Source organism: Streptomyces sp. NPDC006393, from assembly GCF_040628575.1.
Lineage (GTDB): Bacteria > Actinomycetota > Actinomycetes > Streptomycetales > Streptomycetaceae > Streptomyces.
Window position 1 is genome coordinate 177,356 of sequence record NZ_JBEXZD010000003.1, and the last position, 26,521, is coordinate 203,876.

Below are 26,521 nucleotides of genomic sequence, written 5' to 3' on the forward strand. Positions count from 1 at the left end.
CACGCCGCTCCCCGCGGAGCACGGCCGCACCGGTGTGGCTGGTGTCGCGCCCGACGGCCAAGGTGAGGCGGCCGCTCGCTCGCGCCTCTCCGTCCCGGTCCGGATCGGCGCTCGCGTGAATTACGGTACGGGGCCCGGGGGTTGGGCAGAAGAGCATCGCCGCGTTCGGTGGACAGGCGGGGGACTGTGGAAAAGCCGGCCACCCGAACGAGTGAAGTGGGCCTGTGGTCAGGCGCGTTCGGCGACCGCCGCCGGGTCGTCGAGGACGGCCCGTACCACCGCGTGCGCCGCACCCAGGAGCGGACCTTCGGGTCCGAACCGGGACACGGACACCGGGCAGGCCGGTCCGGCCGTGCGCCGGGCCAGCTCGGCCTCCAGCGACGGCAGCAGCCAGGGCGCGAGAGCCGCCAGCGCCCCGCCCAGCACGACGGTTTCGGGATCGAGCAGATTGACGGCGCCGGTCAACGCGATGCCGAGCGCCGTACCGGCGTCGCTCAGCGCGCGCCGCACGCCCTCGTCACCGTCCTCGGCGCGGGTGGCGAGCAGCCCGACGCGGCCCTCGCCCGGTTCCAGGCCCGCCGCCCGCAGCACCGCCTCCTCGCCCGCGTACTGCTCCAGGCACCCGCGCCCGCCGCACGGGCACGCGGGCCCCTCGGGCTCGACCGGCACATGTCCCAGCTCACCCGCGAAGCCGCGGGTACCGCGCAGCAGCCGCCCGTCGACCATCACCGCGGCACCGATGCCGATCTCCGCCGACACATGCAGGAAGTCCCGTGGCGTGTCCTCGCCGAGCCAGAGCTCCGCCAGGGCACCGAAGTTCGCCTCGTTGTCCACGGCCGGGGCGAACTCCTCCGGCAGCAGGGCGGCGAAGTCGGTGTCGTGCCAGTCGAGGTTGGGTGCCCGCACGACCGTACGGCCGTCCCGGGCGATCAGACCGGGCACGGCGACGGCGAGTCCCGCCGGCCACAGGCCCTGCTGCTCCGCCTCGGCGACCACCTGGGATATCAGCGCGGTGAGGTCCTTCGCCACCGGTTCGGCGGAGCGTCCCCGGTTCGTGCCGTGCCGGACCGCACGCGCCCGCACCTGGCCGCGCAGGTCGACCACGCAGGCGGCGAGGTGATCGACGCCCACCTCCGCACCGACCCCGGCCGGCCCGCGCCCGCTGACGGCCAGCGCCGAGCCGGGGCGGCCCACCCGGCCGGGCCGCTCGGGGCCCAGCTCCTCGAGCAGCGCCGAGCGGATGAGCTCGTCGACGAGCGTCGACACCGCCGCACGGGTCAGACCGATGCGGGAGGCCACCGCCGCCCGGGACAGCGGCCCCTCGGCGCTGACGGTGTGCATGACCCGGGCGAGGTTGCGGCGACGCATGCCCTGCTGGGTGTCGGGCAGCGCCCGTCCGGGCCGGGCGGGGTGCGGCTCGTGCAGCGGTGCGGTCATGCCTCCGTCGTCCTCGGTCGGTGTCCGGCGGCGGGATCCCGCCGCCGTGCCTGCCGGCGGCTGCCCGCCGGTCCGGTCAGCAGGTCAGCGGCCCCGCTCCAGCAGCGGGGCCGCGTCGGAGAGTACCCCGGAGATCCTCGCCAGCGTCTCCTCGTCCCGCTCCACGGCCTCCAGCACCGGTCCGTCGGCGGTGTTCCAGCGGCGGGCGACCGCGGCCGGGGACTCGCCCGTCAGCAGGCCCGCCGCCTGCGCGGCGGCGCCCAGGGCGACCAGTTCCCTGGCCTGCGGGACCTGCACCGGCCGTCCCGACAGCCGCCGCACCGTCTGCTGCCACGCCGTGCCCCGGGCGCCGCCGCCGATCAGCAGCAGGGGAGTGGTCCGGTCGGCGTCCTGGTCGAGGACCAGGTCCAGCGCGCCGAGCAGGGAGTGGACGGCGCCGTCGTAGGCGGCCTGCAACAGCTGTCCGGCGGTCGTGTCGTGACGCAGGCCGTGCAGCAGCCCGGACGCGTCGGGCAGGTCAGGGGTGCGTTCGCCGTCCAGGTAGGGCAGCAGGGTGACGGTGGTGCCCGGCTCGACGGCCTCCCGGTCTCGGCCGAGCAGGGCGGCGACCCGGTCGACGGCGAGGGTGCAGTTCAGGGTGCAGGCCAGCGGCAGCCAGTCGCCGTGCGCGTCCGCGAAGCCCGCCACGGTGCCGGAGGGGTCGGCGGGGCGGTGCCGCGACACCGCGTACACCGTGCCCGAGGTGCCGAGGCTCAGCACCGGCGTGCCGGGGCGCAGCCCGAGGCCGAGCGCGGCGGCGGCGTTGTCACCGGTGCCGGACGCGACCAGGGTGCCCTTGGAGAACGGCAGGTCGTGGATGTCACGCACCGTTCCCGCCACCTCGCCGGGCCGGACCACCCGGGGGAGCAGCGCCGGGTCGAGCCCGACCCGGGCGAGGACCTCCTCGTCGTAGGCCTCGGTCGCCGACGCCCACCAGCCCGTTCCCGAGGCGTCACCCCGGTCGGTGGTGCCCTGGCCCGTCAGCCGCTCGGTGAGGTAGTCGTGCGGCAGCCGCACCGCCGCCACCGACCGTGCCGCCTCCGGTTCGTGCTCGGCGAGCCAGGCCCACTTCGTCACCGTGAAGGAGGCGCCGGGCACGCTGCCCGTGCGCTCCGCCCACGCCTTCGGGCCGCCCAGTTCGGAAACGAGGCGCCGCGCCTGCGGGGCCGAGCGCACGTCGTTCCACAGCAGCGCTGGGCGTACGGGTTCGCCCTGGGCGTCCAGGGTGACGAGCCCGTGCTGCTGGCCGGCGACCGAGACGGCGGCGGCCTCGTGCGCCGCCTCCCCGCACTGGTGCAGCGCCGCGCGCAGGGCGTCCCACCACTGACGTGGGTCGCTCTCGCGGCCCGCCCCCGAGGACACGGTGTGCGGCGCCTGGCCGCTAGCCACGACCCGACCGGTGGCCGCGTCGACGACGAGCACCTTGGTGGACTGGGTGGACGAGTCCACACCGACGACGAGCGGACCCTCGGCTGCTGACATCGGCTCTCCCTAACTTTTTTCGCGGCTCACGGGATCTGACCTGCGGTTTCAACGTTCCTCCGGGGCCCGCGACCCGAGTGTGACACCGGTCGGGACCCCCTGTCCCTTCCCAGGGACGCGTCGGCATACTAATTTGTAAACCGCCATGACGAAATAGTCGCAAGCGAGCAAGGAGCCGCGGCATGAACTACCAGCCCACCCCCGAGGACAGGTTCACCTTCGGCCTGTGGACCGTCGGCTGGCAGGGACGGGACCCGTTCGGCGACGCCACGCGCCGCGCCCTCGACCCGGTCGAGACGGTGCAGCGCCTGGCCGAACTGGGCGCCCACGGAGTGACCTTCCACGACGACGACCTGATCCCCTTCGGGTCCTCCGACACCGAGCGCGAGTCGCACATCAAGCGCTTCCGGCAGGCGCTCGACGCGACCGGCATGACCGTGCCGATGGCCACCACCAACCTCTTCACGCACCCCGTCTTCAAGGACGGCGCGTTCACCGCCAACGACCGCGACGTGCGCCGCTACGCGCTGCGCAAGACGATCCGCAACATCGACCTCGCGGCCGAGCTGGGCGCGAAGACCTATGTGGCCTGGGGCGGCCGCGAGGGCGCCGAGTCCGGCGCCGCCAAGGACGTCCGCGCCGCCCTCGACCGCATGAAGGAGGCCTTCGACCTCCTCGGCGAGTACGTCACCGCCCAGGGCTACGACCTCCGCTTCGCCATCGAGCCCAAGCCGAACGAGCCGCGCGGCGACATCCTGCTGCCCACCGTCGGCCACGCCCTGGCGTTCATCGAGCGCCTGGAGCGCCCCGAGCTGTACGGCGTCAACCCCGAGGTGGGCCACGAGCAGATGGCCGGCCTGAACTTCCCGCACGGCATCGCCCAGGCCCTGTGGGCGGGCAAGCTCTTCCACATCGACCTCAACGGCCAGTCCGGCATCAAGTACGACCAGGACCTGCGCTTCGGCGCCGGTGACCTGCGTGCCGCCTTCTGGCTGGTCGACCTGCTGGAGAGCGCCGGCTACGAGGGCCCGCGCCACTTCGACTTCAAGCCGCCGCGGACCGAGGACCTCGACGGCGTGTGGGCGTCGGCGGCCGGCTGCATGCGCAACTACCTCATCCTCAAGGAGCGCGCGGCCGCCTTCCGCGCCGACCCGGAGGTCCAGGAGGCCCTGCGCGCCGCCCGGCTCGACCAGCTGGCGCAGCCCACGGCGGCCGACGGCCTCCAGGCGCTGCTCGCGGACCGTTCGGCCTTCGAGGACTTCGACGTCGACGCGGCCGCCGCGCGCGGCATGGCCTTCGAGCGCCTGGACCAGCTCGCCATGGACCACCTGCTGGGGGCGCGGGGCTGACCCACAGGTGCGAGGTGTCCGGCACGCGCGCGTGCCGGACACCCGTCGGCATCTCAGAGGCGCTGTGGCAGGCGCGTACTCACCGCCGTCTCACGCCCATGCGGAACGGCCGGTCGAGGTCCCGGGCACTACTGTCCGCCGGGAACCTGCGATGCAGGTTGGCCGCGGGGAGGTGCGGAGGGTCGCCTCTTGGCCGCGGGGAGGTGTGCAGGGGCCTCTTGGCCGCGGGGAGCGCGTCGGCCGCCTCTGCCCGCCGGGGGCGCACGCCGCCGGCGTACGGCCTCGAACGCCCCCGTCGGCGCCCTCCGTGCCGCTGCTCAGCCGCTCTCCTCGTCCATGGCCGTGGCACCTTCCGCCGCGGCCAGTGCCGTCGCCGGGTCCAGGGCCGCGCCCCCGGCCGGCACCCAGTGGCCGTCCTCCTTCCGGTACGGCCACCAGCGGCCGTCCCGCCCCAGGCGGAGCTGGTGCCCCGCGCCGACGACGGTCCAGCGGTTGCCCGCCACCCGCAGAGGGGGCCGTTCGCCGTCCTCCCAGGCCGATTCCAAGGCGGCACGCGCGCGTGCCTGAGCCTCTTCGCCGGGAGTCCACTCCTCCTCGAGCACGGACAGCCCGGCCGAGCCGCCGGCCCGCCAGGCCCGTACGGCACGCTCGAGCTGTGCCTTGCCGCGCCCCGAGCCTGTGGCCAGCCGGTCCAGCACCGCACCCTCGCAGGCCCGGCTGCCCGGTGCACCGGCGGCGAGGCGTACGGCGTCCTGTGCGACGGTCGGACCGCCGTCGAAGGGATGGGTCTTCGACGAGGTGTCCAGAGCCTCACTGAGCCATCCGCGAGCCGCGCCGGCGGTCTGCGCGGCCAGGAGCTCCAGCGCGGCCGGATCGACGCCGGGCGCAGGGGGCGCCTCGGTGACCAGGGACGGTGGGAGCCCCGGCTCCCTCGGCGGATCGGGCAGCGGCGGCAGCGGAGGCAGGACGCACGCCGCGGCATAGGCCTCCGCGGCGTCCACGCCGTCCGGCGCGGGCGGCTCGTCGGCGTCCGCGACCGTGTCGCGGGCACTCAACTCGCCGAACAGGGCGCGCTCGTCACGACCGCGCATCAACAGCAGCACGAACGGATCCTGGTCCAGCAGCCGAGCCACCAGGTGGCAGAGGGCCGCCGTGTGGCCGCAGTGGTCCCAGGCGCCACAGTCGCACTCCGGTTCCAGATCCCCGATCCCTGGGAGCAGTTCGATCCCGGCCGCCGTGGCGTCCTCGACGAGGTGCGGCGGCAGGTCGTGGTCGAGCAGTGCGGCGAGGTGACCGGACCGTTCGACGGCCACGTCCAGGAACCGGGCCCACTCGTCGTCGGACAACCGCTCCAGCAGGACGTCCGCGCGGTGCGCCGTACCGTCCGGGTCGTGCACCACGGCCGTGATGCGGCCCGGGCGCACCGACACCGCGCCGACGGCTCCCGCACGGGCGAGCCGGCGGCCCGTCCGCACCTGCTGTGCGTCCAGCGCCGTGTCCTCCAGCGCCTTCAGCCAGGCGTGACCCCACCAGGTCCGGGCGAAGCCGCGTTCCCGCGCGGGTGGCAGTGCGGCGAACGTCCGCTCCGTGTCGATGGTGTGGTCGTTCATCGGGGTCCTCCTCGAAGCTCCACCAGGTCGGCCAGTTCCGCGTCCGTCAGTTCGGTGAGCGCCGCCTCGCCCGCCCCCAGGACCGCCTCGGCCAGGTTCCGTTTGCGGTGCAGCAGGTCGGCGATGCGGTCCTCGATCGTGCCCTCGGCGATCAGCCGGTGCACCTGCACGGGCCGGCTCTGCCCGATGCGGTACGCGCGGTCGGTGGCCTGCGCCTCGACCGCGGGGTTCCACCAGCGGTCGTAGTGCACGACGTGCTCCGCGCGCGTGAGGTTCAGCCCGGTGCCCGCGGCCTTCAGCGACAGCAGGAACACCGGCACGTCACCGTCCTGGAAGCGCCGGACCATCGCCTCCCGCTCCGTGACCGGTGTGCCGCCGTGCAGGAACTGCGACCGCATCCCGCGTGCCGCCAGATGCCGTTCGATCAGACGTGCCATCCGCACGTACTGGGTGAAGACCAGGACGCTCGCGCCCTCGGAGAGGATGGTGTCGAGCAGCTCGTCCAGCAGTTCCAGCTTCCCGGATCGGCCCGCGATCGTCGGCCGCTCCTCCTTGAGGAACTGCGCCGGATGGTTGCAGATCTGCTTCAGGCCGGTCAGCAGCTTCACGATCAGGCCCCGCCGGGCCATGCCGTCCGCACCGGCGATCTCCGCGAGCGTCTCGCGCACCAGGGCCTCGTAGAGGCCCGTCTGCTCCCCGGTGAGCGACACGGCACGGTCGGTCTCGGTCTTCGGCGGCAGCTCGGGTGCGATGCCCGGGTCCGACTTGCGGCGGCGCAGCAGGAAGGGGCCGACCAGCCGGGCGAGCCGCTCGGCCGCCGCCGGGTCCCGGCCGCTCTCCACGGCCTGCGCGTGGCGGGCGCGGAAGGTGCCCAGCCGGCCCAGCAGTCCCGGCGTCGCCCAGTCCAGGATCGCCCACAGCTCGGACAGGTTGTTCTCCACGGGAGTGCCGGTGAGCGCCACGCGCGCGCGTGCACCGATGGTGCGCAGCTGCCGGGCCGTCGCCGAGTACGGGTTCTTCACGTGCTGGGCCTCGTCCGCCACGACCATGCCCCACCCGGCGTCGGCGAGCCGCCGCGCGTCCAGGCGCATCGTGCCGTACGTGGTCAGGACGAACCCGTCGTCGGCCAGGTCGGCCAGATCGCGGTGGGCGCCGTGGAAGCGCCGCACCGGGGTACCGGGCGCGAACCGCTCGATCTCCCGCTGCCAGTTGCCCATCAGCGAGGTGGGGCACACCACGAGGGTGGGTCCGGCGGTGGCCGGGTCGCCCTGCCGGTGCAGATGGAGCGCGATCAGTGTGATCGTCTTGCCGAGTCCCATGTCGTCGGCCAGGCAGCACCCCAGCCCCGACGACGTCATGTGGGCCAGCCACCCCAGGCCGCGCAGCTGGTAGTCGCGCAGCCGGGCGTCGAGTGCGGCCGGCTGCTCCACGGGCTGCCGCGCCGCCGGATCCGTCAGCCGGTCCCGCAGGGCCGCCAGCCATCCCGTCGGGCGCACCTCGACCCGGTGGCCGTCGACCTCGGCGGAGCCCGTCAGGGCGGCGCCCAGCGCCTCCACCGGACTGATCTTCCTGTCCTGCCACGACCGGGCCCGGCGCACCTCACCGGGATCGACCAGGACCCACTGGTTGCGCAGCCGCACCAGGGGCCGGTTCGCTTCCGCCAGGCGGTCCAGTTCGGCGCGCGTGAGCCGCTGGTCGCCCAGCGCGAACCAGGGATCGAAGGCGAGCAGGGCGTCCGCGGACAGGACCGACCGGGTGTCCGCGGGGGCGACGCCGGAACCCTCCGTGTCCTCGGGCGGCCCGATGGCCACCCCGGTGGCCATCCCGCGTACCGCCTCCGCGGGCCAGTGCACCTCCACTCCGGCCGCGGCGAGCACCCGGGCCGCCTCTCCGAGGAGCTCGGCGACCTCCTCGTCGGCGAGGTCGACGGAGTCCGGCACGGTAGCCGAGAGCAGCGGCGTCAGCGCCGGCCAGGAGCGGGCCGCGCGGCGCAGGGCGAGCAGGACGTCCGTACGTGTCCGAGCGCCGAACGCGCCGTCCGCCGCGCCGGAACCGGCCCATACCTCGGCGGCGTCGGCGACCCGCGCGGGATCGCTCACGCTGTGCACCTGCAGCACCGCGCGGAATCCCGGATCCCGGTCGCCGTCCCGCCCGGCGTGGTCCAGTCCTGTCACCTCTACGCGCAGGGAGATCCGCACCCCGGCGTCGTGTCCCGCGGCGACCTCGGCGGCCCACGCCCGCTGCTCCGGGACGTGCTGCGGCTCCGGCGCCGCGTAGGCCGGTCCGCCCGTGAGGAGGGAAGCGGCGGCTGTGCGGGGCAGTGTGTCGGCGACCGCGTCCAGGAAGGCGCGCAGCAGCCGCTCCTGGTCGGGCAGCAGCAGGTGCTCGGTGTCCTCGAGCGGGACGGCGTGCGCCTCGGGCGGCATCGAGGCGGCCAGTTCCCGGACCCGATCGGTGTCCTGGCCGCGCAGCGGAGCCGCGCGCCAGGCGTCGTGATCACCGGCGGACAGTCCCGGCAGCAGCAGGCCGCGCGCCGTGAAGTGCAGGGCCAGCAGGGCCGCGGCACCCCAGAACACACAGGCACGATGGCCGTACTCGGTGGCACGCGCGCGCGTGAGCACGGGCAGGGCCGCCCGCACGGACAGCAGGACCGCGGGCACGGTCACCGGCTCGACGCCACCGTCCAGGGGCAGGACGACCGTCAGGTCCTCCATCCGCGCGCCGGGGACGGCCGGGGGAGCGTTGCCGTCGGGACGCCAGAAGGCGACCCGGCCGGCACGGGCCGGGTCCGCCGGCACGAAGACGGCACAGCAGTGGGCCAGTTCGGAGATCTCGGTCGGTGTTGCCAAGGCAGTGCTGTGCACAGCGATACCGATTCCTCAAATTTGACTACTGGGGGTGGAGCCGCCGAGGGTACAGCACCGCGACGGCCCACCGGGAACGCCTCGGAGGTGACGTATGCCACCACGCTGACCGACGGTGCGGCCGGGCTGACGGGGGCCGCCACCGCGCGGTCCCGTGGCCGCCGCCGCGCCACCCTGGGGTGCCGTCAACCCCCGTGCCCGCGCGGGGCTGGCCCCCCTAAGCACTCGGGGGCTGGCGCCATGGTCCGCACAGGCCCTTCGTTCGTACGTTTCCTCAGGTCAGGCCGTTGCCGAGAGAGAGCCGGAGACCTCACCATGCCCCAGCCCGCCGCAGCCGTCGCGGACGGTACCGAAGCAAGGACCGGTGGCCCGTCCGCCGGCAGCGAGTTCGCCCCCCTGCTGCGCGCGGTCAAGGACCACGGCCTTCTGGGACGGCGGTACGCCTGGTACGCGCGTGTCATCGCGGCCAACGCGCTCGCCCTGGCCGGCGTGGTCGCGGGCCTCGTCCTGATCGGAGACTCCTGGTGGGCGCTGCTCCTGGCGCCGCCGCTCGCCGTGCTGTTCGCCCGCACGGCCTTCATCGGCCACGACGCGGGCCACGCGCAGATCACCGGCGACAAGTCCGCCGGCCGGCTCATCGGACTGGTGCACGGCAACCTGCTGCTCGGCCTGAGCTACTCTTGGTGGAACACCAAGCACAACCGGCATCACGCCAACCCCAACCACATCGACAAGGACCCGGACGTCGCCGCGGACGTGCTGGTCTTCACCGGTGAGCAGACCGGCGACCGCAACGGCTGGCGCCGCTGGCTCACCCGCAACCAGGCCTGGCTGTTCTTCCCGCTCACCCTCCTCGAAGGCGTCGCCCTCAAGGTCCACAGCTTCCAGGACCTGCGCCGGCAGCCGCCCCGGGAACGGGCGCTGGAGGGGGCGCTGCTCGTGGCCCACGTCGTGGCCTACATCACCCTGCTGCTGACCGTCCTGTCCCCCGAGAAGGCGCTGGCGTTCGCCGCGCTCCATCAGGCGCTGTTCGGACTGCACCTGGGCCTGTCCTTCGCGCCCAACCACAAGGGCATGGAGATGCCCGACCCGAACGGCGAACGCTGGGGGCATCTGCGCCGCCAGGTGCTCACCTCACGCAACATCCGCGGCGGAGCCCTGACCGACTGGTTCCTCGGCGGACTCAACTACCAGATCGAGCACCATCTGTTCCCCAGCATGCCCCGCCCGCACCTGCGGCTCGCCCAGCCCCTGGTGCGTGCCCACTGCCGGGAACTGGGCATCACCTACGCGGAGACCGGCCTCGTCGACTCCTATCGGCAGGCCCTGCGCCATCTGCACGAGGTGGGGGAGCCGCTCCGGGCACAGTAGACGCACAGTGGACGTGGAGCGGGCCGCGGCCCGTAGGGGTGCGGCTCAGGGATCTCTCAGGGGCGTCTCGGGGCCGCGGGCGGAACCGCGGGGGCCCCGGGGCCGTTTCCACGACAGAGAGCGGCAGCAGTGGCCGCGAAGGAGGCGACAGATGTCGAAGAACGCGAAGATCGCCGCAGGGGGTGTGGCGGCCGGGCTGATCCTGCTGATCTGGCTGCCCTGGTGGGCCGCGCTCCTGATAGTCCTGGGAGTCCCGGCCGCCGCGTACCTCACGCTGGACCCCTCGCAGCGACGCCGGCTGCGCCGCGTCACCCGCAAGGAGCTCGGCCGCTGAGGCACTACCGCCCCGGCGTGTCCCGTCCGGGGCGCACGAGTTGACGACATCGCCGCCCGCGGTGCCTGTCCACGGCCCGGTCCGCGGGCGGCGTCGTGCCGTACTCCACCCCACGCACCCGCACGAGGGGGCAGCTCCGGGCTCCCCTGCCGTGTGCCGTTCCCGCAGGGTTGGCACCACGTGGAGCGACAACTGGGCATGGGGAGCCACGGCCGGATCAGCTGGGGCGTACCGCCAGCCTGTCCAGGGCCTCGAGCAGACCGGGCAGTTCGGCGCCCCGGCCGACCGGCAGGACCTCGCCGGGCTCCTCGTCGAGGAGGACGAAGGCGATGTCGTCGGTGCGGGCCACCATGGACCAGCCAGGGCCGTCGGCTCGCAGGGTCCGTGCGTCACCGGGCGCGAAGGACGAGCGGACGCGGCCGAGCGGCGGCGGCGAGTCCACATAGGCGCGGGCCTCCGCCAGGACGCGCCGGATGCCGCGATGCCCCGTGGGCCCCGCCTCGCCGGACCGCTCCGGCAAGGCGCCGTCCGCCACGGCTCCCTGGCCTTTCCCGGCCCCGTCACCGGCCTTGCCGCCCACGGCTTCCGTGCCCGGGTCCCCCGGAGTGGAGAAGGCGTCGTCGCCGATCTGCTCCCGCCACATCGCCCACTGCAGCGCGATCTCATCGGCGCCCAGGCGGCGCTGTGCCGGCCCCCAGGTACTGGTGTCCGGCGGCGACAGCAAGGGGCCGTCCGAGGCCTCCGGCTCGGGGTCGTGCGGCGCGGGCACCCCGGGTGCCGCGACGGCGACCGCAAGGGGCCAGCCGGGCAGCGCCGCGACGACCGTGCGCTCGTCCGGCGACAGGTCGTACTCCATGCCGCAGTCCCAGGAGGCGATGGCCACGGCGACCAGCGACACGTCATCGATGGCGACCGTCCACCGCGCCCCGGTGCCGTCCTGACCGAGCACCAGCCCGTACCCCTCGGCGAGCGGTGCGAGGCCCAGCGCCGCACAGGCCTCCGGGTAGTCGTCGCCCAGCACACTCGGGAACTGCGCCGGTGTCAGCAGTACCGCCGTGAGCACGTAGAGCGCGTCGTCCTCGGCGGCGACGGCTTCCTCGTCCGTCCCGGCCATGCCAGCCTCCCTCTTTCGTCCAACGGCGCGCACCCTAGTGCGAGTGGAAGGCCGTTGTCACGACTGGGGTGACCTCTCGGACCTGCAGTTTTCCGCCTGGAGGGGGGCGAAACGACCCCTGCTCGCGCACGGTTTCAGGCCGCCGGAAGCCCCAGCAGCGTCCGCGCCACCGCCCGCGGCGACTCGTCCCGCTCCCGGGCCAGCGCGATCACCGCACGGCAGGCCAGCTCGCTCACCCCGAACGAGAGCGCCTCCGGCGACACCCAGGAGGCGGCCTCGTCCATCCGTTCCTGATCGTCCTCCGCACAGGCCGATACATAAGCGGCGGCGGCCTCGAACAGGTTGTGCGCGCGGTCGTGGCCGCCACTGCCGCCCTCCGCGCGCACCGAGGAGACCACTCCGGCGAAGGACTTGCGGAGTCTGCCGAACATGCGGGCCCCTTCCCTGAGCGGAAACCGGCACAGATCGTTCATCTGCTGCCACTCACAGTAGAGTTGGAGCTCCGGCGGCAGAAGGGGCACGGCGCGGCGAAGCAGTGGCGGGCTTCGGTGTGCCCGCGGCTTCGGGGCGCTCGAGCGCCGCGTGCGGACTCCTGGCCGCCGCCACCGCGCCTACCGGCCCTACTGGCGCCGATGGTTCAGCGGGCCGCGTCGTCCAGTGCGTCGATCGTGGCGCGCAGCCAGGCGAGTTCCGCCTCCGTGGTGGCGCGCGCGACGGTGAGGATGCCGCGCCGGAACGGGTCGTCGAGCTCCTCGGCGCGCACCGGCCGGTCCCCGTCGTAGAAGAAACTCGAGGGCGTCTCCAGGAAGGCCAGTCTGCGGCGCAGCACGGCGGCCTGGGCGCCGGGGTCGTCCAGGTGCCTGAGGAAGGCCAGGACGGTGAACCAGCGGTTCTCGTCGGTGATGTCGCGCTGGACGGGTTCGGCGAGCCGGCGGCGTAGCTCGCGTCTGCCGTCGTCGGTGAGCGTGAGGACGTGGCGCGGGGCCGCCACGGCCCCCGGCTCCGTGGCCCTCTCGAGCAGACCCGCCTGCTCCAGCCGTTTGATCGCCGGGTAGAGCGTGCTCTCGGCGACCGGCCGTACGTGTCCCGTCAGCGCGGTGATGCGCTTGCGCAGCTCGTACCCGTGCAGGGGAGCGTCGTACAGGAATCCCAGGATGGCCAGCTCCAGCATGCGCGCATTGTCTCCCATCCGCGTAGTACAGCGGTCCAGTGGTACACCAACTTCGATATACCTCGGGACCGATGTATCCTGGTGATCTGCCGACAGGCAGGCGATGCCACGAGGGAGGGCCACATGAGGCAGGCCGAGTTCGACGCGCGGGGAAGCCGCATCCGCTGGACGGAGGTGCCCGGAGCGGAACCCGCTCGGGTCTACGTGCACGGACTGGGGTCGATGTCGTCGGTGTACCACGCGCACATCGCGGCCCGGCCCGAGCTTGCGGGCCGGCGCAGTCTCTTCGTGGATCTGCCCGGACACGGCATCAGCGACCGGCCCGAACACTTCGGCTACACCCTGGAGGACCACGCGGACGCCCTGGCGGCTGTGCTCGACGCGGCCGGACTGACCGGTGCCGAACTGATCGCGCACAGCATGGGCGGAGCCGTGGCGATCGTGCTCGCCCACCTCCGGCCCGAGCTGGTCTCGCGGCTGGTCCTCGCCGAGGCCAACCTCGACCCGTTCCCTCCGGTGACGGCGGCCAGCAGCGGCATCGCCTCCTTCACGGAGGACGCATTCGTCCACGACGCCTACGCGCGCCTGCTGGTCCGTGTCGGGCCCCTGTGGGCGGCGACCATGCGACTGACCGATCCACGCGCACTGCATCGCAGCGCGGTGGGGCTCCGGCGCGGCTCGGATCCCACGATGCGCACGATCCTCGAGGGACTCACCACTCTCGACCGCCTCTACCTCCAGGGCGAAGACAGTGGCGAACTGCCGGGCAGGACCGGTCTGGAGGCCGCCGGAGTGCGCGTGGTGACGGTGCCCGGCGCGGGCCACAACATCATGTTCGACACCCCCGACGTGTTCGCGGCGGCCGTCGCCGGAAGGCTGTGACGGAGGGCCCGGCGCTCCGGCAGGAGCCCGACCGCCCCGCGCGTCGGTGTCAGTCCTCGCGCACGGCCAGCGTCAGAAAACGGGCGTCCTCGTCGACGTACGACGTCATGCGCCACCCGGAACCGGCGAGCAAGGACCGCAGGTTGGGCTCCGCACGCAGGTCGCCCGGTGTGAGCTGCCGCCCCTGGCGCGCCGCGAGCGCCGCCCGGCCGATCGGGTGGAACAGCGCCAGCAGGCCACCGGGACGCACCACGCGCCGCAGCTCCCGCAGGTTCTCGGACGGCTGCGGCAGGTGCGCGACGAGACCCGCGGCGAACACGGCGTCGAACACCCCCGACCTCAGCGGCAGCGCGCCGACGTCGGCGAGCAGCAGGTGCCCGTCCCCGTCCCGGCCGGCCCGTACGGCGGCCTGGAGCATGGCCGGGGTCAGGTCCGCGCCCACGACCGTCCCCGACGCTCCCACGGCGGCGCGCAGCGGCGGCAGGGCGCGGCCGGTGCCGCACCCCGCGTCGAGCACACGGTCGCCCGCGCGCAGCCCGAGCTCGGCGACCCCGGCCGCGTAGGCGGGGCCGTCGTCGGGGAATCTTCTGTCCCAGTCGGCGGCGCGGGCGGTGAAGAACTCCTGGACGTGTGCACGGTCCTCACTCATGCTCCGCATGATCCCTCACCCGTTCGCCTCAGGTCGCGGTGCGTGGCCGCAAGGCGTCCTCAGTCGGCGAGATCCCTCACCGCCACCACCTTGTCCACCGGCACCCGGACCAGGATCTCACCCGGGACGCCGTTGCGGGCACCGAACTCCTCGGCACGCTCCGCGCCCATGTAACGGCCGCCGATCCGGGCGGCCCAGTGCCGCAGCTCGTCCAGGTCCTCCGACAGCCGGGCCCGACCGCTCAGCACCACGAAGCTGAACGGCGGCCGGTCGTCGTCCACGCACAGCGCGACCCGGCCGTCACGCGCCAGATTGCGCCCCTTCACGGTCTCCTTCCCGGTGTTGAACACCACGTCGTCCCCGTCGAGCACAAACCAGATCGGTGCCACGTGCGGGCTACCGTCGGCCCGGACGGTCGACAGCTTGCCGGTGCGGGTGCCGTGCGAGACGAACGCCCGCCATTCCTCGTCGGACATCTTCTGTGCCATGCCTCCATCCTCCTTGCCGGGGCAGCGGCGGTGGGGAAGGCTTGCGGGAGCCCTCCGGCAAAGGGGGGAGCCACCGCAGGGGGAGACCGCATATGGCGCAGAACCCGCCACTCGACTGGCTGCTCGACGACCTGACCGAACGGGTGGAGCACGTACGGCACGCCCTGGTCCTGTCCAACGACGGACTGGTCACGGGGTCCAGCACGGGGCTGCGGCGGGAGGACGCCGAGCATCTGGCGGCCGTCTCGTCGGGACTGCACAGCCTGGCCAAGGGCTCCGGACGCCACTTCGGCGCGGGCGGCGTACGCCAGACGATGGTCGAGTTCGACGAAGCCGTGCTCTTCGTCACGGCCGCCGGCACCGGCAGCTGCCTGTGCGTCCTCAGCGGAGCCGACGCCGACATCGGCATGATCGCCTACGAGATGACCCTGCTGGTCAACCGGGTCGGCGAACACCTCGACGTGGACGCCCGGCAACCTGAGCGAGCTCCGTCAACAGATCTCTGACCTGCGCATTCGCTGGTTCCCGGGGAGTTATCCACAGGCTCGCACGGAGATGTTCCGCAGCGGCTACGGTTTTTCGCAGCCGAGCGCACACGGCGCCGGCCGCACATTCCACGGGGGCACGAACATGTCCGGTGACACCATCACGCACGAGATCCCGCCCACGGTCGTACCGACCGCCGGGAAGCGCGAGACATCCTTCACCGCGAGCCGAGCGGCACGAGAACTGGGCCTGAAGCGGAGCGAGTTCGATCTGGCCGTCAGCCTCGGCCGTATCCGCACCCTCCCCGACGAAGGGGGAGGCGGCCGACGCGTGGCGCGTGCCGAGATCGAGCGGCTCCGCACCCAGGAAGGGTTCCCGGAATCGCTGCGCGAGCGTGTCATGACCGTCGGCACCAGCGAGGCCGCGCGGATCATGGAGGTGACCGCGGCCAGGTTCACTCGTCTGGCGCGTCTGGGCCTGCTGGTACCGGTCGCGTTCTATCTGAACCGGTACCGGGCCGTCGTCTGGCTCTACCTGGCCGGTGAACTGCGCGACTTCGCCGCCGGCCCGGAGAACGCCTCGCTGCTGAAACGGCCCCTGCCCGAGGGGCTGCGGGACCAGTTGGACACCGGCGTCGACCTGCGCCCCCGCAACTGGCGTGGCAGGCAACTGGGTTTCCTGCTCCGTCAAGCTGCCGACGACCCCTGGGAGCGGGCGGCCGCCGTGGCCTCGCTGCTGGACCCGCTCCAGGTCTCGGAGATCGTCGGTGACCCCTACGAGCGTGCCCGTCTGAACCGCCTTCGCACTCGGCCGCCCGCCCACGGCGCACCGGGTTCACCAGCCGCCCACCTGGCCGAGCGGATCACGACGGCCCAGGACGCGGACGAGATCGACTGGCTCCGGGCCGACCTGGCACGAGCCGTGGAGGAGGCGCGAACCCACCGGCCGGCACCCCGCCCGGCTCCACGGCACACCCAGCGTCCCCCAGTCCACGCGCAGCACCCGCAGCCGACCGGGACACCTGGGCGGCCGGAGCACCCCGAGCGGTCCAGTTATCCCGGCCATCAGAACCACCATGGCCATGAGAACCACCACAGTCACCAGAACCACCACAGCCACCAGGATCGCCACGACCACCGGAACCATGGCTACCAACGGCACCCTGACCACCAGGGGCACCGCGACCGTCTCCGGCGTCCCGGGCGACCTGCGCGGCCCGAACCGTCCCGGCGACCCCGCCACCGCGACCGGTCGCACGGCCTGCTGGGCCGGCTCTTCCGCAGAGGCGTCTGAACCACGGGCGGGCGTTGCCTACACCGCGCGGAACAGGCCTTCCTGGACGACCGACACGAGCAGACGCCCCTCCAGGTCGTAGATGCGCCCACGGGCCAGGCCCCGGCCGCCCGTCGCGATCGGTGACTCCTGGTCGTACAGGAACCACTCGTCCGCGCGGAACGGCCGGTGGAACCACATGGCGTGGTCCAGCGACGCCATGTCGAAGCCCCGCGGCCCCCACAACGGCTCGACCGGGAGGCGCACCGCGTCGAGCAGGGTCATGTCACTGGCGTAGGTCAGCGCGCAGGTGTGGACGAGCGGGTCGTCGCCGAGCGGCCCGACCGCGCGCATCCACACGGCGCTGCGCGGCTCGGCGTCCTTGACCTCATCGGAGGTCCAGCGCAGCCGGTCCACATAGCGGATGTCGAACGGCTGGCGGCGCGCCATGCGCTCCAACTGCTCGGGCAGCGCGCCCAGATGCGTCTGGACCTCCTCGGCGATCGTCGGCAGGGACTCCGGGGACGGGACGCTGCGGGCGGGCGGCAGTTGGTGCTCGAAGCTCCCTTGTTCAGGTCTGTGGAAGGAGGCGGTCAGAGTGAAGATCGTGCGGCCCTGCTGCACCGCGGTGACCCGGCGGGTGGTGAAGGATCTCCCGTCCCGCACCCGCTCGACCTGGTACACGATCGGCACCCCCGGCCGGCCCGGGCGCAGGAAGTACGCGTGCAGCGAGTGCACCGGGCGCTCGCCGTCCGTGGTGCGGCCGGCGGCGACCAGGGCCTGGCCCGCCACCTGGCCGCCGAAGACCCGCTGCAAGGACTCGTGGGGGCTGCGGCCCCGGAAGATGTTGACCTCGATCTGCTCCAGGTCGAGCAGGTCGACGAGCCTTTCGGCCGGGTTCGTCATGGATGGGACTCTCCTGTGCTGGGTACGGATCGGCACCTGCTCATGGCCGGCCGGCAGGTGCTCATGGCCGGCCGGCACCCGCTCACAGCTGCCCGACGTCGGTCACCCGGACCACCGCACGGCCCTCGGCGTCGGACGCGGCGAGGTCGATCTCCGCGCTGATGCCCCAGTCGTGGTCCCCGCTGGGGTCGTCGAAGATCTGGCGCACGCGCCACAGCCCGTGCTGCGGCTCCTCCTTGATCACCAGCAGCTTGGGGCCACGGGCGTCGGGACCGGTGCCGAGGTCGTCGTACTCGTCCCAGTACTTGTCCATCGCCTCGCCCCACGCCTCGGCGTCCCACCCGGCCTCGGCGTCCAGCTCGCCCAGCTCCTCGACCTGGTCGAGGGCGGCGAGTTCCACACGGCGGAACATGGCGTTGCGGACCAGCACCCGGAAGGCGCGCGCGTTGGAGGTGACCGGCTTGACCTGGTCGGCCTTCTCCTGGGCCTCCTCGGCGGTCATCTCCTCCGGGTTGGCCAGCTGCTCCCACTCGTCCAGCAGGCTGGAGTCGACCTGGCGCACCATCTCGCCCAGCCAGGCGATCAGGTCCTGCAGGTCCTCGGACTTCAGGTCGTCCGGGATCGTGTGCTCCAGAGCCTTGTAGGCACTGGCCAGGTAGCGCAGCACGATGCCCTCGGTGCGGGCCAGCTCGTAGTAGGACACCAACTCCGTGAACGACAGTGCCCGTTCGTACATGTCACGGATCACGGACTTCGGCGACAGCGGATGGTCGCCGACCCAGGGGTGGTTCTTGCGGTAGGTGTTGTACGCGTGGAAGAGCAGCTCCTCCAGAGGCTTGGGGTAGGTGATGTCCTGGAGGCGCTCCATGCGCTCCTCGTACTCGACGCCGTCCGCCTTCATGGCGGCCACGGCCTCACCGCGCGCCTTGTTCTGCTGGGCGGCGAGGATCTGCCGCGGGTCGTCCAGCGTGGACTCCACGACGGACACCATGTCGAGCGCGTAGGACGGGGAATCGGGGTCCAGCAGTTCGAACGCGGCCAGCGCGAACGTGGACAGCGGCTGATTGAGCGCGAAGTCCTGCTGGAGATCGACCGTCAGGCGGACGATCCGGCCCTCGGCGTCCGGCCGGTCGAGTTTCTCGACGATGCCGCCGTCCAGCAGCGAGCGGTAGATGGCGATCGCCCGCCGGATGTGCCGCAGCTGCTGCTTGCGCGGCTCGTGATTGTCCTCCAGCAGGCGCCGCATCGCCTCGAACGCGTTGCCGGGACGGGCGATCACCGACAGCAGCATCGTGTGCGTGACCCGGAACCGGGACGTCAGCGGCTCCGGCTCGGAGGCGATGAGCTTGTCGAACGTGGTGTCCGTCCAGCCGACGAAGCCCTCCGGCGCCTTCTTTCGGACGACCTTGCGGCGCTTCTTCGGGTCGTCGCCCGCCTTGGCGAGCGCCTTCTCGTTCTCGATGACGTGCTCGGGGGCCTGGGCGACGACGAAGCCCTCCGTGTCGAAGCCCGCCCGCCCGGCCCGGCCGGCGATCTGGTGGAACTCCCGGGCGCGCAGCGTGCGCACACGGCTGCCGTCGTACTTGGTCAGGGCAGTGAACAGCACGGTGCGGATCGGGACGTTGACGCCCACACCGAGCGTGTCCGTGCCGCAGATCACCTTCAGCAGGCCGGCCTGCGCGAGCTTCTCCACCAGGCGCCGGTACTTGGGCAGCATGCCGGCGTGGTGGACCCCGATGCCGTGCCGGACGTAGCGGGAGAGGTTGCGGCCGAACTTCGTGGTGAAACGGAAGTTGCCGATCAGCTCGGCGATCTGCTCCTTCTCCTCGCGCGAGCACATGTTGATGCTCATCAGCGCCTGCGCCCGCTCCACGGCCTGCGCCTGGGTGAAGTGCACGATGTACACCGGTGCCTGCCGCGTCTGGAGCAGGTCGGTGAGCGTCTCGGTGAGCGGGGTGCGGCAGTACTCGTAGGACAGCGGCACCGGGCGCGTCGCCGAGCGGACCACGGCGGTGGGGCGGCCGGTGCGGCGGGTGAGGTCCTTCTCGAAGAACGAGACGTCGCCGAGCGTCGCCGACATCAGGACGAACTGCGCCTGGGGCAGTTCCAGCAGCGGGATCTGCCAGGCCCAGCCGCGGTCGGGCTCGGCGTAGAAGTGGAACTCGTCCATGACGACCTGGCCGACGTCCGCGTCCTTGCCGTCGCGCAGCGCGATCGACGCCAGCACCTCGGCGGTGCAGCAGATGACGGGCGCGTCGGCGTTGACGGAGGCGTCGCCGGTGAGCATGCCGACGTTCTCGGTGCCGAACAGCTTGCACAGCTCGAAGAACTTCTCCGACACCAGGGCCTTGATCGGCGCGGTGTAGAAGGTGACCTCGTCCCGGGCCAGGGCGGCGAAGTGCGCACCCGCGGCGATCATGCTCTTGCCCGAGCCGGTGGGCGTCGAGACGATCACGTTCGCACCGGAGACCACCTCGATCAGCGCCTCCTCCTGGTGGGGGTAGAGCGTGAGACCCCGTTCCTCGGCCCACGACTCGAAGGCTTCGTAGAGGGCGTCGGGGTCGGCGGTCGGCGGCAGCTGATCGATGAGGGTCACGCACCCATCTTGCCTGGCCCCCCGCCCGAGGAGGGAATCGGCTGCCGGACCGAAGATCACGACCGCTACGCTGTGGCGCCGACGTGGCAACAGAGCACCAGGACAACTGGACAGCGGAACACGAGGAATGGGGCGGGCAACGGCCATGATGGGACCAGCACACTCACTGTCGGGCGCGGCGGCCTGGCTCGGTGTAGGAGCCGCGGCCGCGGCGGCCGGACACGCGATGCCCTGGCCGGTTCTGCTGTGCGGCGCCCTGATCTGTGCCGGGGCGGCGCTCGCCCCGGACCTCGACCACAAGGCCGCCACCATCTCGCGTGCCTTCGGACCCCTGTCGCGCTGGCTCTGCGAGATCGTCGACAAGCTGTCCTACGCCGCCTACAAGGCGACGCGCAAGAAGGGCGACCCGCGCCGCTCCGGCGGCCACCGGACACTGACCCACACCTGGCTGTGGGCGGTGCTGATCGGCGCGGGCGCCTCGGTGGCGGCGATCACCGGGGGCCGTTGGGCGGTGCTGGCGATCCTCTTCGCGCACATGGTGCTGGCCATCGAGGGTCTGCTGTGGCGCGCGGCCCGCGGCTCCAGCAGCGACATCCTGGTGTGGCTGCTGGCCGCGACCAGCGCCTGGATCCTCGCCGGGATCCTGGACAAGCCGGGCAACGGCTCCGACTGGCTGTTCAGCGCTCCGGGCCAGGAGTACCTGTGGCTGGGGCTGCCGATCGTGCTGGGCGCGCTGGTGCACGACATCGGGGACGCGCTGACCGTCTCGGGCTGCCCGATCCTGTGGCCGATACCGGTGGGCCGCAAGCGCTGGTACCCGGTCGGCCCGCCGAAGGCGATTCGGTTCCGGGCGGGCAGCTGGGTCGAGCTCAAGGTGCTGATGCCGGCGTTCATGGTCCTGGGCGGGGTGGGCTGCGCCGGCGCGCTGAACTTCATCTGAGGCGCGGGCTCGGCCCGCTGGGGCGCACCGCCTCAGGGCGCCCGGTCGCGTCCTGCCCGGCGTCCCCGCCGTAGCGCCGTGCGAACCGGGCGATGCGGCCTTCGGAGTCCACCGTGCGGGCCCTGCCCGTGTAGAACGGGTGGCTCTCCGAGGAGATCTCCACATCCACCACCGGGTAGGTCTCGCCGTCGTCCCAGTCGATCGTCTGGTCGCTCGTCGCGGTCGACCGGGTGAGGAAGGCGTATCCGGCTGCCCGGTCACGGAAGACGACGGGGCGGTACTCGGGGTGCTTGTCCTGCTGCATGCGTGCTCCTCGTGCGGCGGGGACGGGGCACCGGGCCGGAGCGGCGCCGGCCGGGCCGCGGTTTCAGCCCGACAGGGTGTCCTCGTCGACGACGTGCATCGCGGCTTCTTCGGCGGAGGCCGCCGCGCCGTCGATGCCCACGTCCGTGGCGACCAGCGCGCTCTCCTCGTCCTCGTGCGCGCCTTCGTCGGGTGCGACGAGACGACCGGAGCGTGCCGCGCCGACCTCGTTGTCCAGGACCTCCCCGTCGGTGCCCTCGCAGTCACCGATGCCGTCGCCGTCCGGCGCGGCCATATCGGGCAGCTCTTCGGCCAGGCGCTGGTCCAGCGTCTCGCCCTGATGGCGCTCCGCCGCGGTCACGCCGGAGTGCTCCACAGCCCATGGCCGCTCCGGAGGGGACCAGCCACGGTCCAGGGGATCGTCGACACCGTCGTACACCAGCGTGTCCTCCGAGTCGAGCACCCCCGTGTCTTCCTTGATCTCGGAGGTCTCATCGGGCTGGTAGACGTCGTCGCCCCATCCGTCGGCGTTGTCCACGGATACCTCCAGGTGGTGGGGACGGGCCCGTTCTCACCGCGGCCGACGGCCGGCCGCCGGTGCGCGGGGCACGGCTATCACCCGGCACGAACCGGACGGTTCCCGGGCGCTCCCCGAGCCGCTGCCGCTTTCCAGCCTTCCACCCCTGTTCGGCACCGCGCAACGGCACGGCAGCCGCATCCCGCCCGCACCCCGTCCGGCGACGGTCCGGCACCCGGCATCGCGCCCGGTACCCGGGCCGTCACCAGGCCCGAAGCCGCGGACGCGGTCCGGGCCGGTGCGGCGACCGGCCTCCGGGACGGCCTCGGCCCAGCGGCCGGCCACAGTGCTTCCGCGCGTGCGACCCCCACCCGCGGGCACACGGCACGTGCGACCCCCACCCGCGGGCACATGGCCCCCGTCCGGGTGGGTCGGGACATCGTCCGTTCAGCCGTGCCAGGACCGCCACAGTGCCGCGTACGCGCCGTCGGCCGCGACGAGCTCGTCATGACTGCCCAGCTCGCTGATGCGTCCGTTCTCGACGACGGCGATCACGTCGGCGTCGTGGGCGGTGTGCAGCCGGTGGGCGATGGCGACGACCGTGCGCCCGTCGAGGACCCTGGCCAGGGACCGCTCCAGGTGCCGGGCCGCTCGCGGGTCGAGGAGCGAGGTCGCCTCGTCCAAAACCAGCGTGTGCGGGTCGGCCAGGACCAGGCGGGCCAGCGCGATCTGCTGTGCCTGGGCCGGTGTGAGGGCGAGACCGCCGGAGCCGACCTCCGTGTCCAGGCCGTCGGCCAGGGCACGGGCCCAGGCATCGGCGTCGACCGCGCCCAGCGCGGCCCACAGCTCGGCGTCGGCCGCGTCGGAGCGGGCGAGCAGGAGGTTGTCGCGCAGGGAGCCCACGAAGACGTGGTGCTCCTGGTTGACGAGGGCGACGTGGGAGCGCACCGCCTCGGCGGGCATCCGGGACAGTTCGGCGCCGCCGAGGGTGATCCGGCCGTCACGGGGGGCGTAGATACCGGCGAGCAGCCGGCCCAGCGTGGACTTGCCGGCGCCCGAGGGGCCCACCAGGGCCAGCCGGGTGCCCGGTGCCACCCGCAGGGACACCTCGCGCAGCACGTCGACCCCCTCCCGGTAGCCGAAGTGCACTCGGTCCGCGTGCACGTTCCTGCCGTCCGGGGCAAGCGAGTCGTCCCCCGCCTCCGGCTCGATGTCGCGGACACCGACCAGCCGGGCCAGCGAGACCTGCGCCACCTGCAACTCGTCGTACCAGCGCAGGATCAGCCCGACCGGGTCGACGAGCATCTGCGCGATCAGCGCGCCCGTGGTCAGCTGGCCGACCCCGATCCATCCCTGCAGCACGAACAGGCCGCCGACCATCAGCACCGAGGCGAGCACGGTCACATGGGTGACGTTGATGACCGGGAACAGCACCGAGCGCAGCCACAGCGTGTAGCGCTCCCACGCCGTCCACTCCTTGATCCGGCGCTCCGACAGGCCGATCCGCCGGTCGCCGAGCCGGTGCGCCTCCACGGTGCGTCCGGCGTCGACCGTCTCGGCGAGCGCGGCGGCCACGGCGGCGTAGCCCGCGGCCTCCGACCGGTACGCGGACGGCGCCCGCCGGAAGTACCAGCGGCAGCCGATCACCAGCAGTGGCAGCGCCAGCAGCACGGCGGCGGCGAGCGGGGGCGCCGTGACGACGAGGCCGCCCAACAGCAGCGCCGCCCAGACCACCCCGATCGCCAGCTGTGGAACGGCCTCGCGCATCGCGTTGCCGAGCCGGTCGATGTCCGTGGTGATGCGGGACAGCAGGTCACCGGTGCCCGCCCGCTCCAGCACGCCCGGCGGCAGCCCGACCGACCGGATGAGGAAGTCCTCGCGCAGATCGGCCAGCATCCGCTCACCGAGCGTCGCGCCGCGCAGCCGGACCTCGCGGACGAACACGGCCTGTACGAGCAGAGCCAGCACGAACAGCGAGACGGTGAGGCCCAGACGGAGTTCCCGCGTGTCGTCCGAGACGCGCTCGACCAGGTCGCCCAGCAGCCAGGGTCCCGCCATGGAGGAGAGCACGGCGACGGTGTTGACGGTGACGAGGAGCAGGAAGGCCCGGCGGTGCCGGCGCAGCAGCTCCAGGACATAGGCGCGTACGGTGGCGGGGGCGCCGACGGGCAGGGTGGTCGCCGTCGTCGGGGCCGCCGGGTCGTACGCCGGTGGAGCCACGCCGATCATGCCGTTTCCTCGATCTCTTCCAGGGCACCCCGCAGGGCGGCCTCGTCCTCGAGCGGATCCCGCGCAGCGTCCCGCGGGGCGGATCCGTCCGCCAGTGGATGCCGCGCGTCGCGCCGCGGTGTTCCGTCGCTGGCGAGCACCTCGTGCACGGCGCGCTCCTCGTCCGTCTCCCGGGTCACCACCGCGCGGTACCGGGGTTCGGTGCGCACCAGGTCGCGGTGCACGCCGACCGCCGCCGCCGTTCCCTCGTGGACGAGCACCACCCGGTCGGCGCGGTCCAGGAGCAGCGGCGAGGAGGTGAGGACCACGGTGGTGCGTCCGGTCCGCAGGGCTCGCAGTCCCTCCGCGATCCGCGCCTCGGTGTGGGAGTCGACGGCCGAGGTCGGCTCGTCCAGGACGAGCACCTCCGGGTCGGTGATCAGGGACCGGGCCAGGGCCAGACGCTGGCGCTGGCCGCCGGACAGCGACCGGCCGCGCTCGGTGATCCGCACGTCCATCGGATCGCCGGCCACCGGCGACGCCTGGGCCAGCGCGTCCAGGACGTCGGCGCACTGGGCCGCCGCCAGCGCCTCATCGGCGCGGACATCACCGGAGGAGGGGACATCGAGCAGGTCACGCAGCGAACCGGAGAGCAGCACCGGGTCCTTGTCCTGGACCAGGACGGCCGCGCGGGCCGTGTCGAGCGGCAGTTCGTCCAGCGGTACGCCGCCCAGCAGCACCGAGGCCCCCGGCCCGGGCTCGGCGGGGTGGCCGCCCAGCCGGTCCGCGAGACGTCCCGCCGCGTCCGGATCCCCGCACACCACGGCGGTCAGGAGGCCGGCGGGCACCCGCAGCCCGGTCACCGGGTCGTACAGGTCACCGGAGAGGGCGGACACGGGCGCCCGGGCCGGGGACGAGGAGACCTCGGCCCCGACCGGGGACGAGGAGACCTCCGAGCTTCGCTCCAGCGACAGCACCCGTGCGGCTCGACCGGCCGACGGGCGGGAGAAGGAGTACGCCATGGCGATCTCCTCGAAGTGCCGCAGCGGATAGGTGAGCACCATCACGGAGCTGTAGACGGTGACGAGTTCGCCCACGGTGATCCGCCCCGTCCGGGCCAGGTGCACGCCGTACCAGACGACGGCGATCAGCAGCAGGCCAGGCAGCAGGACCTGGATGGCGGAGATCAGGGACCACATACGGGCACTGCGGACGGCCGCGTGCCGTACCTCCTGGGACGCGCGGCGGTAGCGGTCGAGGAACAGCTCCTCACCGCCGATGCCGCGCAGCACCCGCAGGCCGGCGACGGTGTCGGAGGCCAGCTCGGTGGCGCGCCCCGCCTTCTCGCGTTGCAGGTCGGCACGCCGGGTCGCGCGAGGCAGCAGCGGCAGCACCGCGAGCGCCAGCGCGGGCAGACCCGCCGCTACGACCACGCCGAGCGCCGGCTGGTAGAAGAGCAGGGAGACGCAGACGAGCACGATGGTGACCGCCGCCGCCGTGAACCGGGACACCGCCTCCACGAACCAGCCGATCTTCTCGACGTCACCGGTGGAGACGGCCACCACCTCGCCGGCCGCCACCCGCCGGGTCAGGGCCGAGCCCAACTGGGCGGCCTTGCGGGCCAGCAACTGCTGCACGCGTGCGGCCGCCGTGATCCAGTTGGTGACCGCGGCGCGGTGCAGGAAGGTGTCGCCGAGCGCGTTGCCGGCGCAGGCCAGCACCAGCAGTCCGCCGGTCAGGGCGAGTCGCGTACCGGAGCGGTCGACGACCGCCTGAACGGCGAGGCCGACGCAGAACGGCAGTGCGGAGACCGAGGCGAAGTGGAGCAGCCCCCAGGCCAGTGCCTTCAGCTGCCCGCCGAGCTGGTTCCGCCCCAGCCACCACAGGAATCGGGGACCCGAGCGTGCGTCCGGCACACCCGGGTCGGGATACGGAAGGTCTTGAATCTGCATGACGTCCCAGTTGCTCGTGTCAGGGGCGGAAGGTGCCGCGAAGGGCGGCGACAAGTCGTGACAGCGTCGCTGCGCCCAGTTGTGGAAAGCAAGCGGTTTTCCGTGCGGGGGAACGGGATTGGGTGCTCCGGGCGCACCCCGTGCGCCTGTGCGCCTGCTGTGCTTCCGGGCCGACCGACATGCCCCGCACATTCCGGAGAGAGGCGGATAAGGCTATTTGGACCAATGCCAAGTAGATCGCCCGTATTGTGATGGCCACCATGGGTTCATGCGAAGCGGTGGTGCAAGGCGTGCGATGGCCGCGGGCGCGGCCTGCGGTTTCCTTCTGACGGCCCTGGCCGCGTGCGGAGGCGAGCGGAGCGAGGTCCGCCCCGCGGACGTGCCGAGACCCGGCGGTCCCTCGGGGACCGCCCGGCCCGTCCCGTCCGCGCGGCCGGCCCCGGCCCGGGTGCCGGGCATTGGTGAACGGCTGTGGCAGCAGGTGCCCGTGGGCACCCGTCAGCCGAGCCCACCGATCCCACCGATCCCACCGAGAAGGGCGGAGCAGGACC

At 73.0% G+C, this 26,521-nt stretch carries 22 protein-coding genes; 7 read left to right on the forward strand and 15 right to left on the reverse strand.

From position 1 onward, the window contains the following. Positions 1–228 precede the first annotated feature (228 nt). Positions 229–1,437: an ROK family transcriptional regulator gene (locus ABZ484_RS02885; RefSeq protein ID WP_358864106.1), complete on the reverse strand. Its 1,209-nt coding sequence runs from the start codon at positions 1,435–1,437 to the stop codon at positions 229–231. A gap of 84 nt (positions 1,438–1,521) precedes the next feature. Beyond that, positions 1,522–2,958 (reverse strand): xylulokinase, encoded by a 1,437-nt coding sequence (xylB, locus tag ABZ484_RS02890; protein WP_358864107.1) that lies wholly within the window; start codon positions 2,956–2,958, stop codon positions 1,522–1,524. A 182-nt stretch (positions 2,959–3,140) separates the two neighbouring features. Here xylB and xylA point away from each other — a divergent pair, with 182 nt between their 5' ends. Further along, on the forward strand, positions 3,141–4,307 hold the full coding sequence (gene xylA, locus ABZ484_RS02895; RefSeq protein WP_358864108.1) for a xylose isomerase: 1,167 nt from the start codon (positions 3,141–3,143) through the stop codon (positions 4,305–4,307). Between the two features lie 317 nt (positions 4,308–4,624). Here the strand turns inward: xylA and ABZ484_RS02900 are convergent, their stop codons facing one another. Next, a complete protein-coding gene (locus tag ABZ484_RS02900; protein ID WP_358864109.1) occupies positions 4,625–5,917 on the reverse strand; it encodes an SWF or SNF family helicase in 1,293 nt (430 codons plus the stop codon). Beyond that, positions 5,914–8,766, reverse strand: coding sequence for a DEAD/DEAH box helicase (locus tag ABZ484_RS02905; protein ID WP_358864110.1), 2,853 nt, complete (start codon positions 8,764–8,766; stop codon positions 5,914–5,916). The genes ABZ484_RS02900 and ABZ484_RS02905 overlap by 4 nt, the downstream gene beginning before the upstream one ends. Before the next feature lie 330 nt (positions 8,767–9,096). Between ABZ484_RS02905 and ABZ484_RS02910 the strand changes: the two genes are divergently transcribed. Then, a complete protein-coding gene (locus ABZ484_RS02910; RefSeq protein WP_358864111.1) occupies positions 9,097–10,152 on the forward strand; it encodes an acyl-CoA desaturase in 1,056 nt (351 codons plus the stop codon). 151 nt (positions 10,153–10,303) lie between these two features. Further along, a complete protein-coding gene (locus ABZ484_RS02915) occupies positions 10,304–10,486 on the forward strand; it encodes a hypothetical protein (protein ID WP_086731275.1) in 183 nt (60 codons plus the stop codon). A gap of 217 nt (positions 10,487–10,703) precedes the next feature. On the opposite strand, the gene ABZ484_RS02920 is transcribed toward ABZ484_RS02915, so the two are convergent. The 3 genes from ABZ484_RS02920 to ABZ484_RS02930 all read right to left on the reverse strand — a co-directional run bounded on the left by ABZ484_RS02920 (position 10,704) and on the right by ABZ484_RS02930 (position 12,771). After that, positions 10,704–11,600, reverse strand: a complete 897-nt coding sequence (locus tag ABZ484_RS02920; protein WP_358864112.1) for a hypothetical protein — start codon at positions 11,598–11,600, stop codon at positions 10,704–10,706. Positions 11,601–11,734: 134 nt separating this feature from the next. Beyond that, entirely contained in the window at positions 11,735–12,031 is a 297-nt protein-coding gene (locus ABZ484_RS02925) for a hypothetical protein (protein WP_358864113.1), read from the reverse strand. A 206-nt stretch (positions 12,032–12,237) separates the two neighbouring features. Next, positions 12,238–12,771, reverse strand: coding sequence for a PadR family transcriptional regulator (locus tag ABZ484_RS02930; protein ID WP_358864114.1), 534 nt, complete (start codon positions 12,769–12,771; stop codon positions 12,238–12,240). Between the two features lie 123 nt (positions 12,772–12,894). Here ABZ484_RS02930 and ABZ484_RS02935 point away from each other — a divergent pair, with 123 nt between their 5' ends. Continuing rightward, positions 12,895–13,653: an alpha/beta hydrolase gene (locus tag ABZ484_RS02935; RefSeq protein ID WP_358864115.1), complete on the forward strand. Its 759-nt coding sequence runs from the start codon at positions 12,895–12,897 to the stop codon at positions 13,651–13,653. A 49-nt stretch (positions 13,654–13,702) separates the two neighbouring features. On the opposite strand, the gene ABZ484_RS02940 is transcribed toward ABZ484_RS02935, so the two are convergent. Beyond that, positions 13,703–14,302 (reverse strand): class I SAM-dependent methyltransferase, encoded by a 600-nt coding sequence (locus tag ABZ484_RS02940; RefSeq protein WP_358864116.1) that lies wholly within the window; start codon positions 14,300–14,302, stop codon positions 13,703–13,705. A gap of 59 nt (positions 14,303–14,361) precedes the next feature. Then, positions 14,362–14,790 carry a PPOX class F420-dependent oxidoreductase gene (locus ABZ484_RS02945; RefSeq protein WP_358864117.1) on the reverse strand — a complete coding sequence of 143 codons (429 nt, stop codon included), beginning with the start codon at positions 14,788–14,790 and terminating at the stop codon, positions 14,362–14,364. Positions 14,791–14,882: 92 nt separating this feature from the next. Between ABZ484_RS02945 and ABZ484_RS02950 the strand changes: the two genes are divergently transcribed. Further along, complete coding sequence (locus tag ABZ484_RS02950) at positions 14,883–15,296, forward strand: roadblock/LC7 domain-containing protein (protein ID WP_358864118.1); 414 nt, start codon at positions 14,883–14,885, stop codon at positions 15,294–15,296. A gap of 124 nt (positions 15,297–15,420) precedes the next feature. Then, positions 15,421–16,569 (forward strand): DUF6397 family protein, encoded by a 1,149-nt coding sequence (locus ABZ484_RS02955; protein ID WP_358864119.1) that lies wholly within the window; start codon positions 15,421–15,423, stop codon positions 16,567–16,569. An 18-nt stretch (positions 16,570–16,587) separates the two neighbouring features. Here the strand turns inward: ABZ484_RS02955 and ABZ484_RS02960 are convergent, their stop codons facing one another. After that, positions 16,588–17,454, reverse strand: a complete 867-nt coding sequence (locus ABZ484_RS02960) for an acyl-CoA thioesterase II (protein ID WP_358864120.1) — start codon at positions 17,452–17,454, stop codon at positions 16,588–16,590. Positions 17,455–17,536: 82 nt separating this feature from the next. Beyond that, on the reverse strand, positions 17,537–20,050 hold the full coding sequence (locus tag ABZ484_RS02965) for a DUF3516 domain-containing protein (protein ID WP_358864121.1): 2,514 nt from the start codon (positions 20,048–20,050) through the stop codon (positions 17,537–17,539). 145 nt (positions 20,051–20,195) lie between these two features. Here ABZ484_RS02965 and ABZ484_RS02970 point away from each other — a divergent pair, with 145 nt between their 5' ends. Continuing rightward, entirely contained in the window at positions 20,196–20,990 is a 795-nt protein-coding gene (locus tag ABZ484_RS02970) for a metal-dependent hydrolase (protein WP_358864122.1), read from the forward strand. On the opposite strand, the gene ABZ484_RS02975 is transcribed toward ABZ484_RS02970, so the two are convergent. The 4 genes from ABZ484_RS02975 to ABZ484_RS02990 form a co-directional block, all read right to left on the reverse strand. Next, positions 20,983–21,294, reverse strand: coding sequence for a type B 50S ribosomal protein L31 (locus ABZ484_RS02975; RefSeq protein WP_358864123.1), 312 nt, complete (start codon positions 21,292–21,294; stop codon positions 20,983–20,985). The two genes, ABZ484_RS02970 and ABZ484_RS02975, sit on opposite strands and share 8 nt — an antisense overlap. 63 nt (positions 21,295–21,357) lie before the next feature. Then, positions 21,358–21,831, reverse strand: a complete 474-nt coding sequence (locus ABZ484_RS02980; RefSeq protein WP_358864124.1) for a DUF5709 domain-containing protein — start codon at positions 21,829–21,831, stop codon at positions 21,358–21,360. A 426-nt stretch (positions 21,832–22,257) separates the two neighbouring features. Beyond that, a complete protein-coding gene (locus tag ABZ484_RS02985; protein ID WP_358864125.1) occupies positions 22,258–24,039 on the reverse strand; it encodes an ABC transporter ATP-binding protein in 1,782 nt (593 codons plus the stop codon). Next, on the reverse strand, positions 24,036–25,970 hold the full coding sequence (locus ABZ484_RS02990) for an ABC transporter ATP-binding protein (protein ID WP_358864126.1): 1,935 nt from the start codon (positions 25,968–25,970) through the stop codon (positions 24,036–24,038). The genes ABZ484_RS02985 and ABZ484_RS02990 overlap by 4 nt, the downstream gene beginning before the upstream one ends. Positions 25,971–26,521 lie beyond the last annotated feature (551 nt).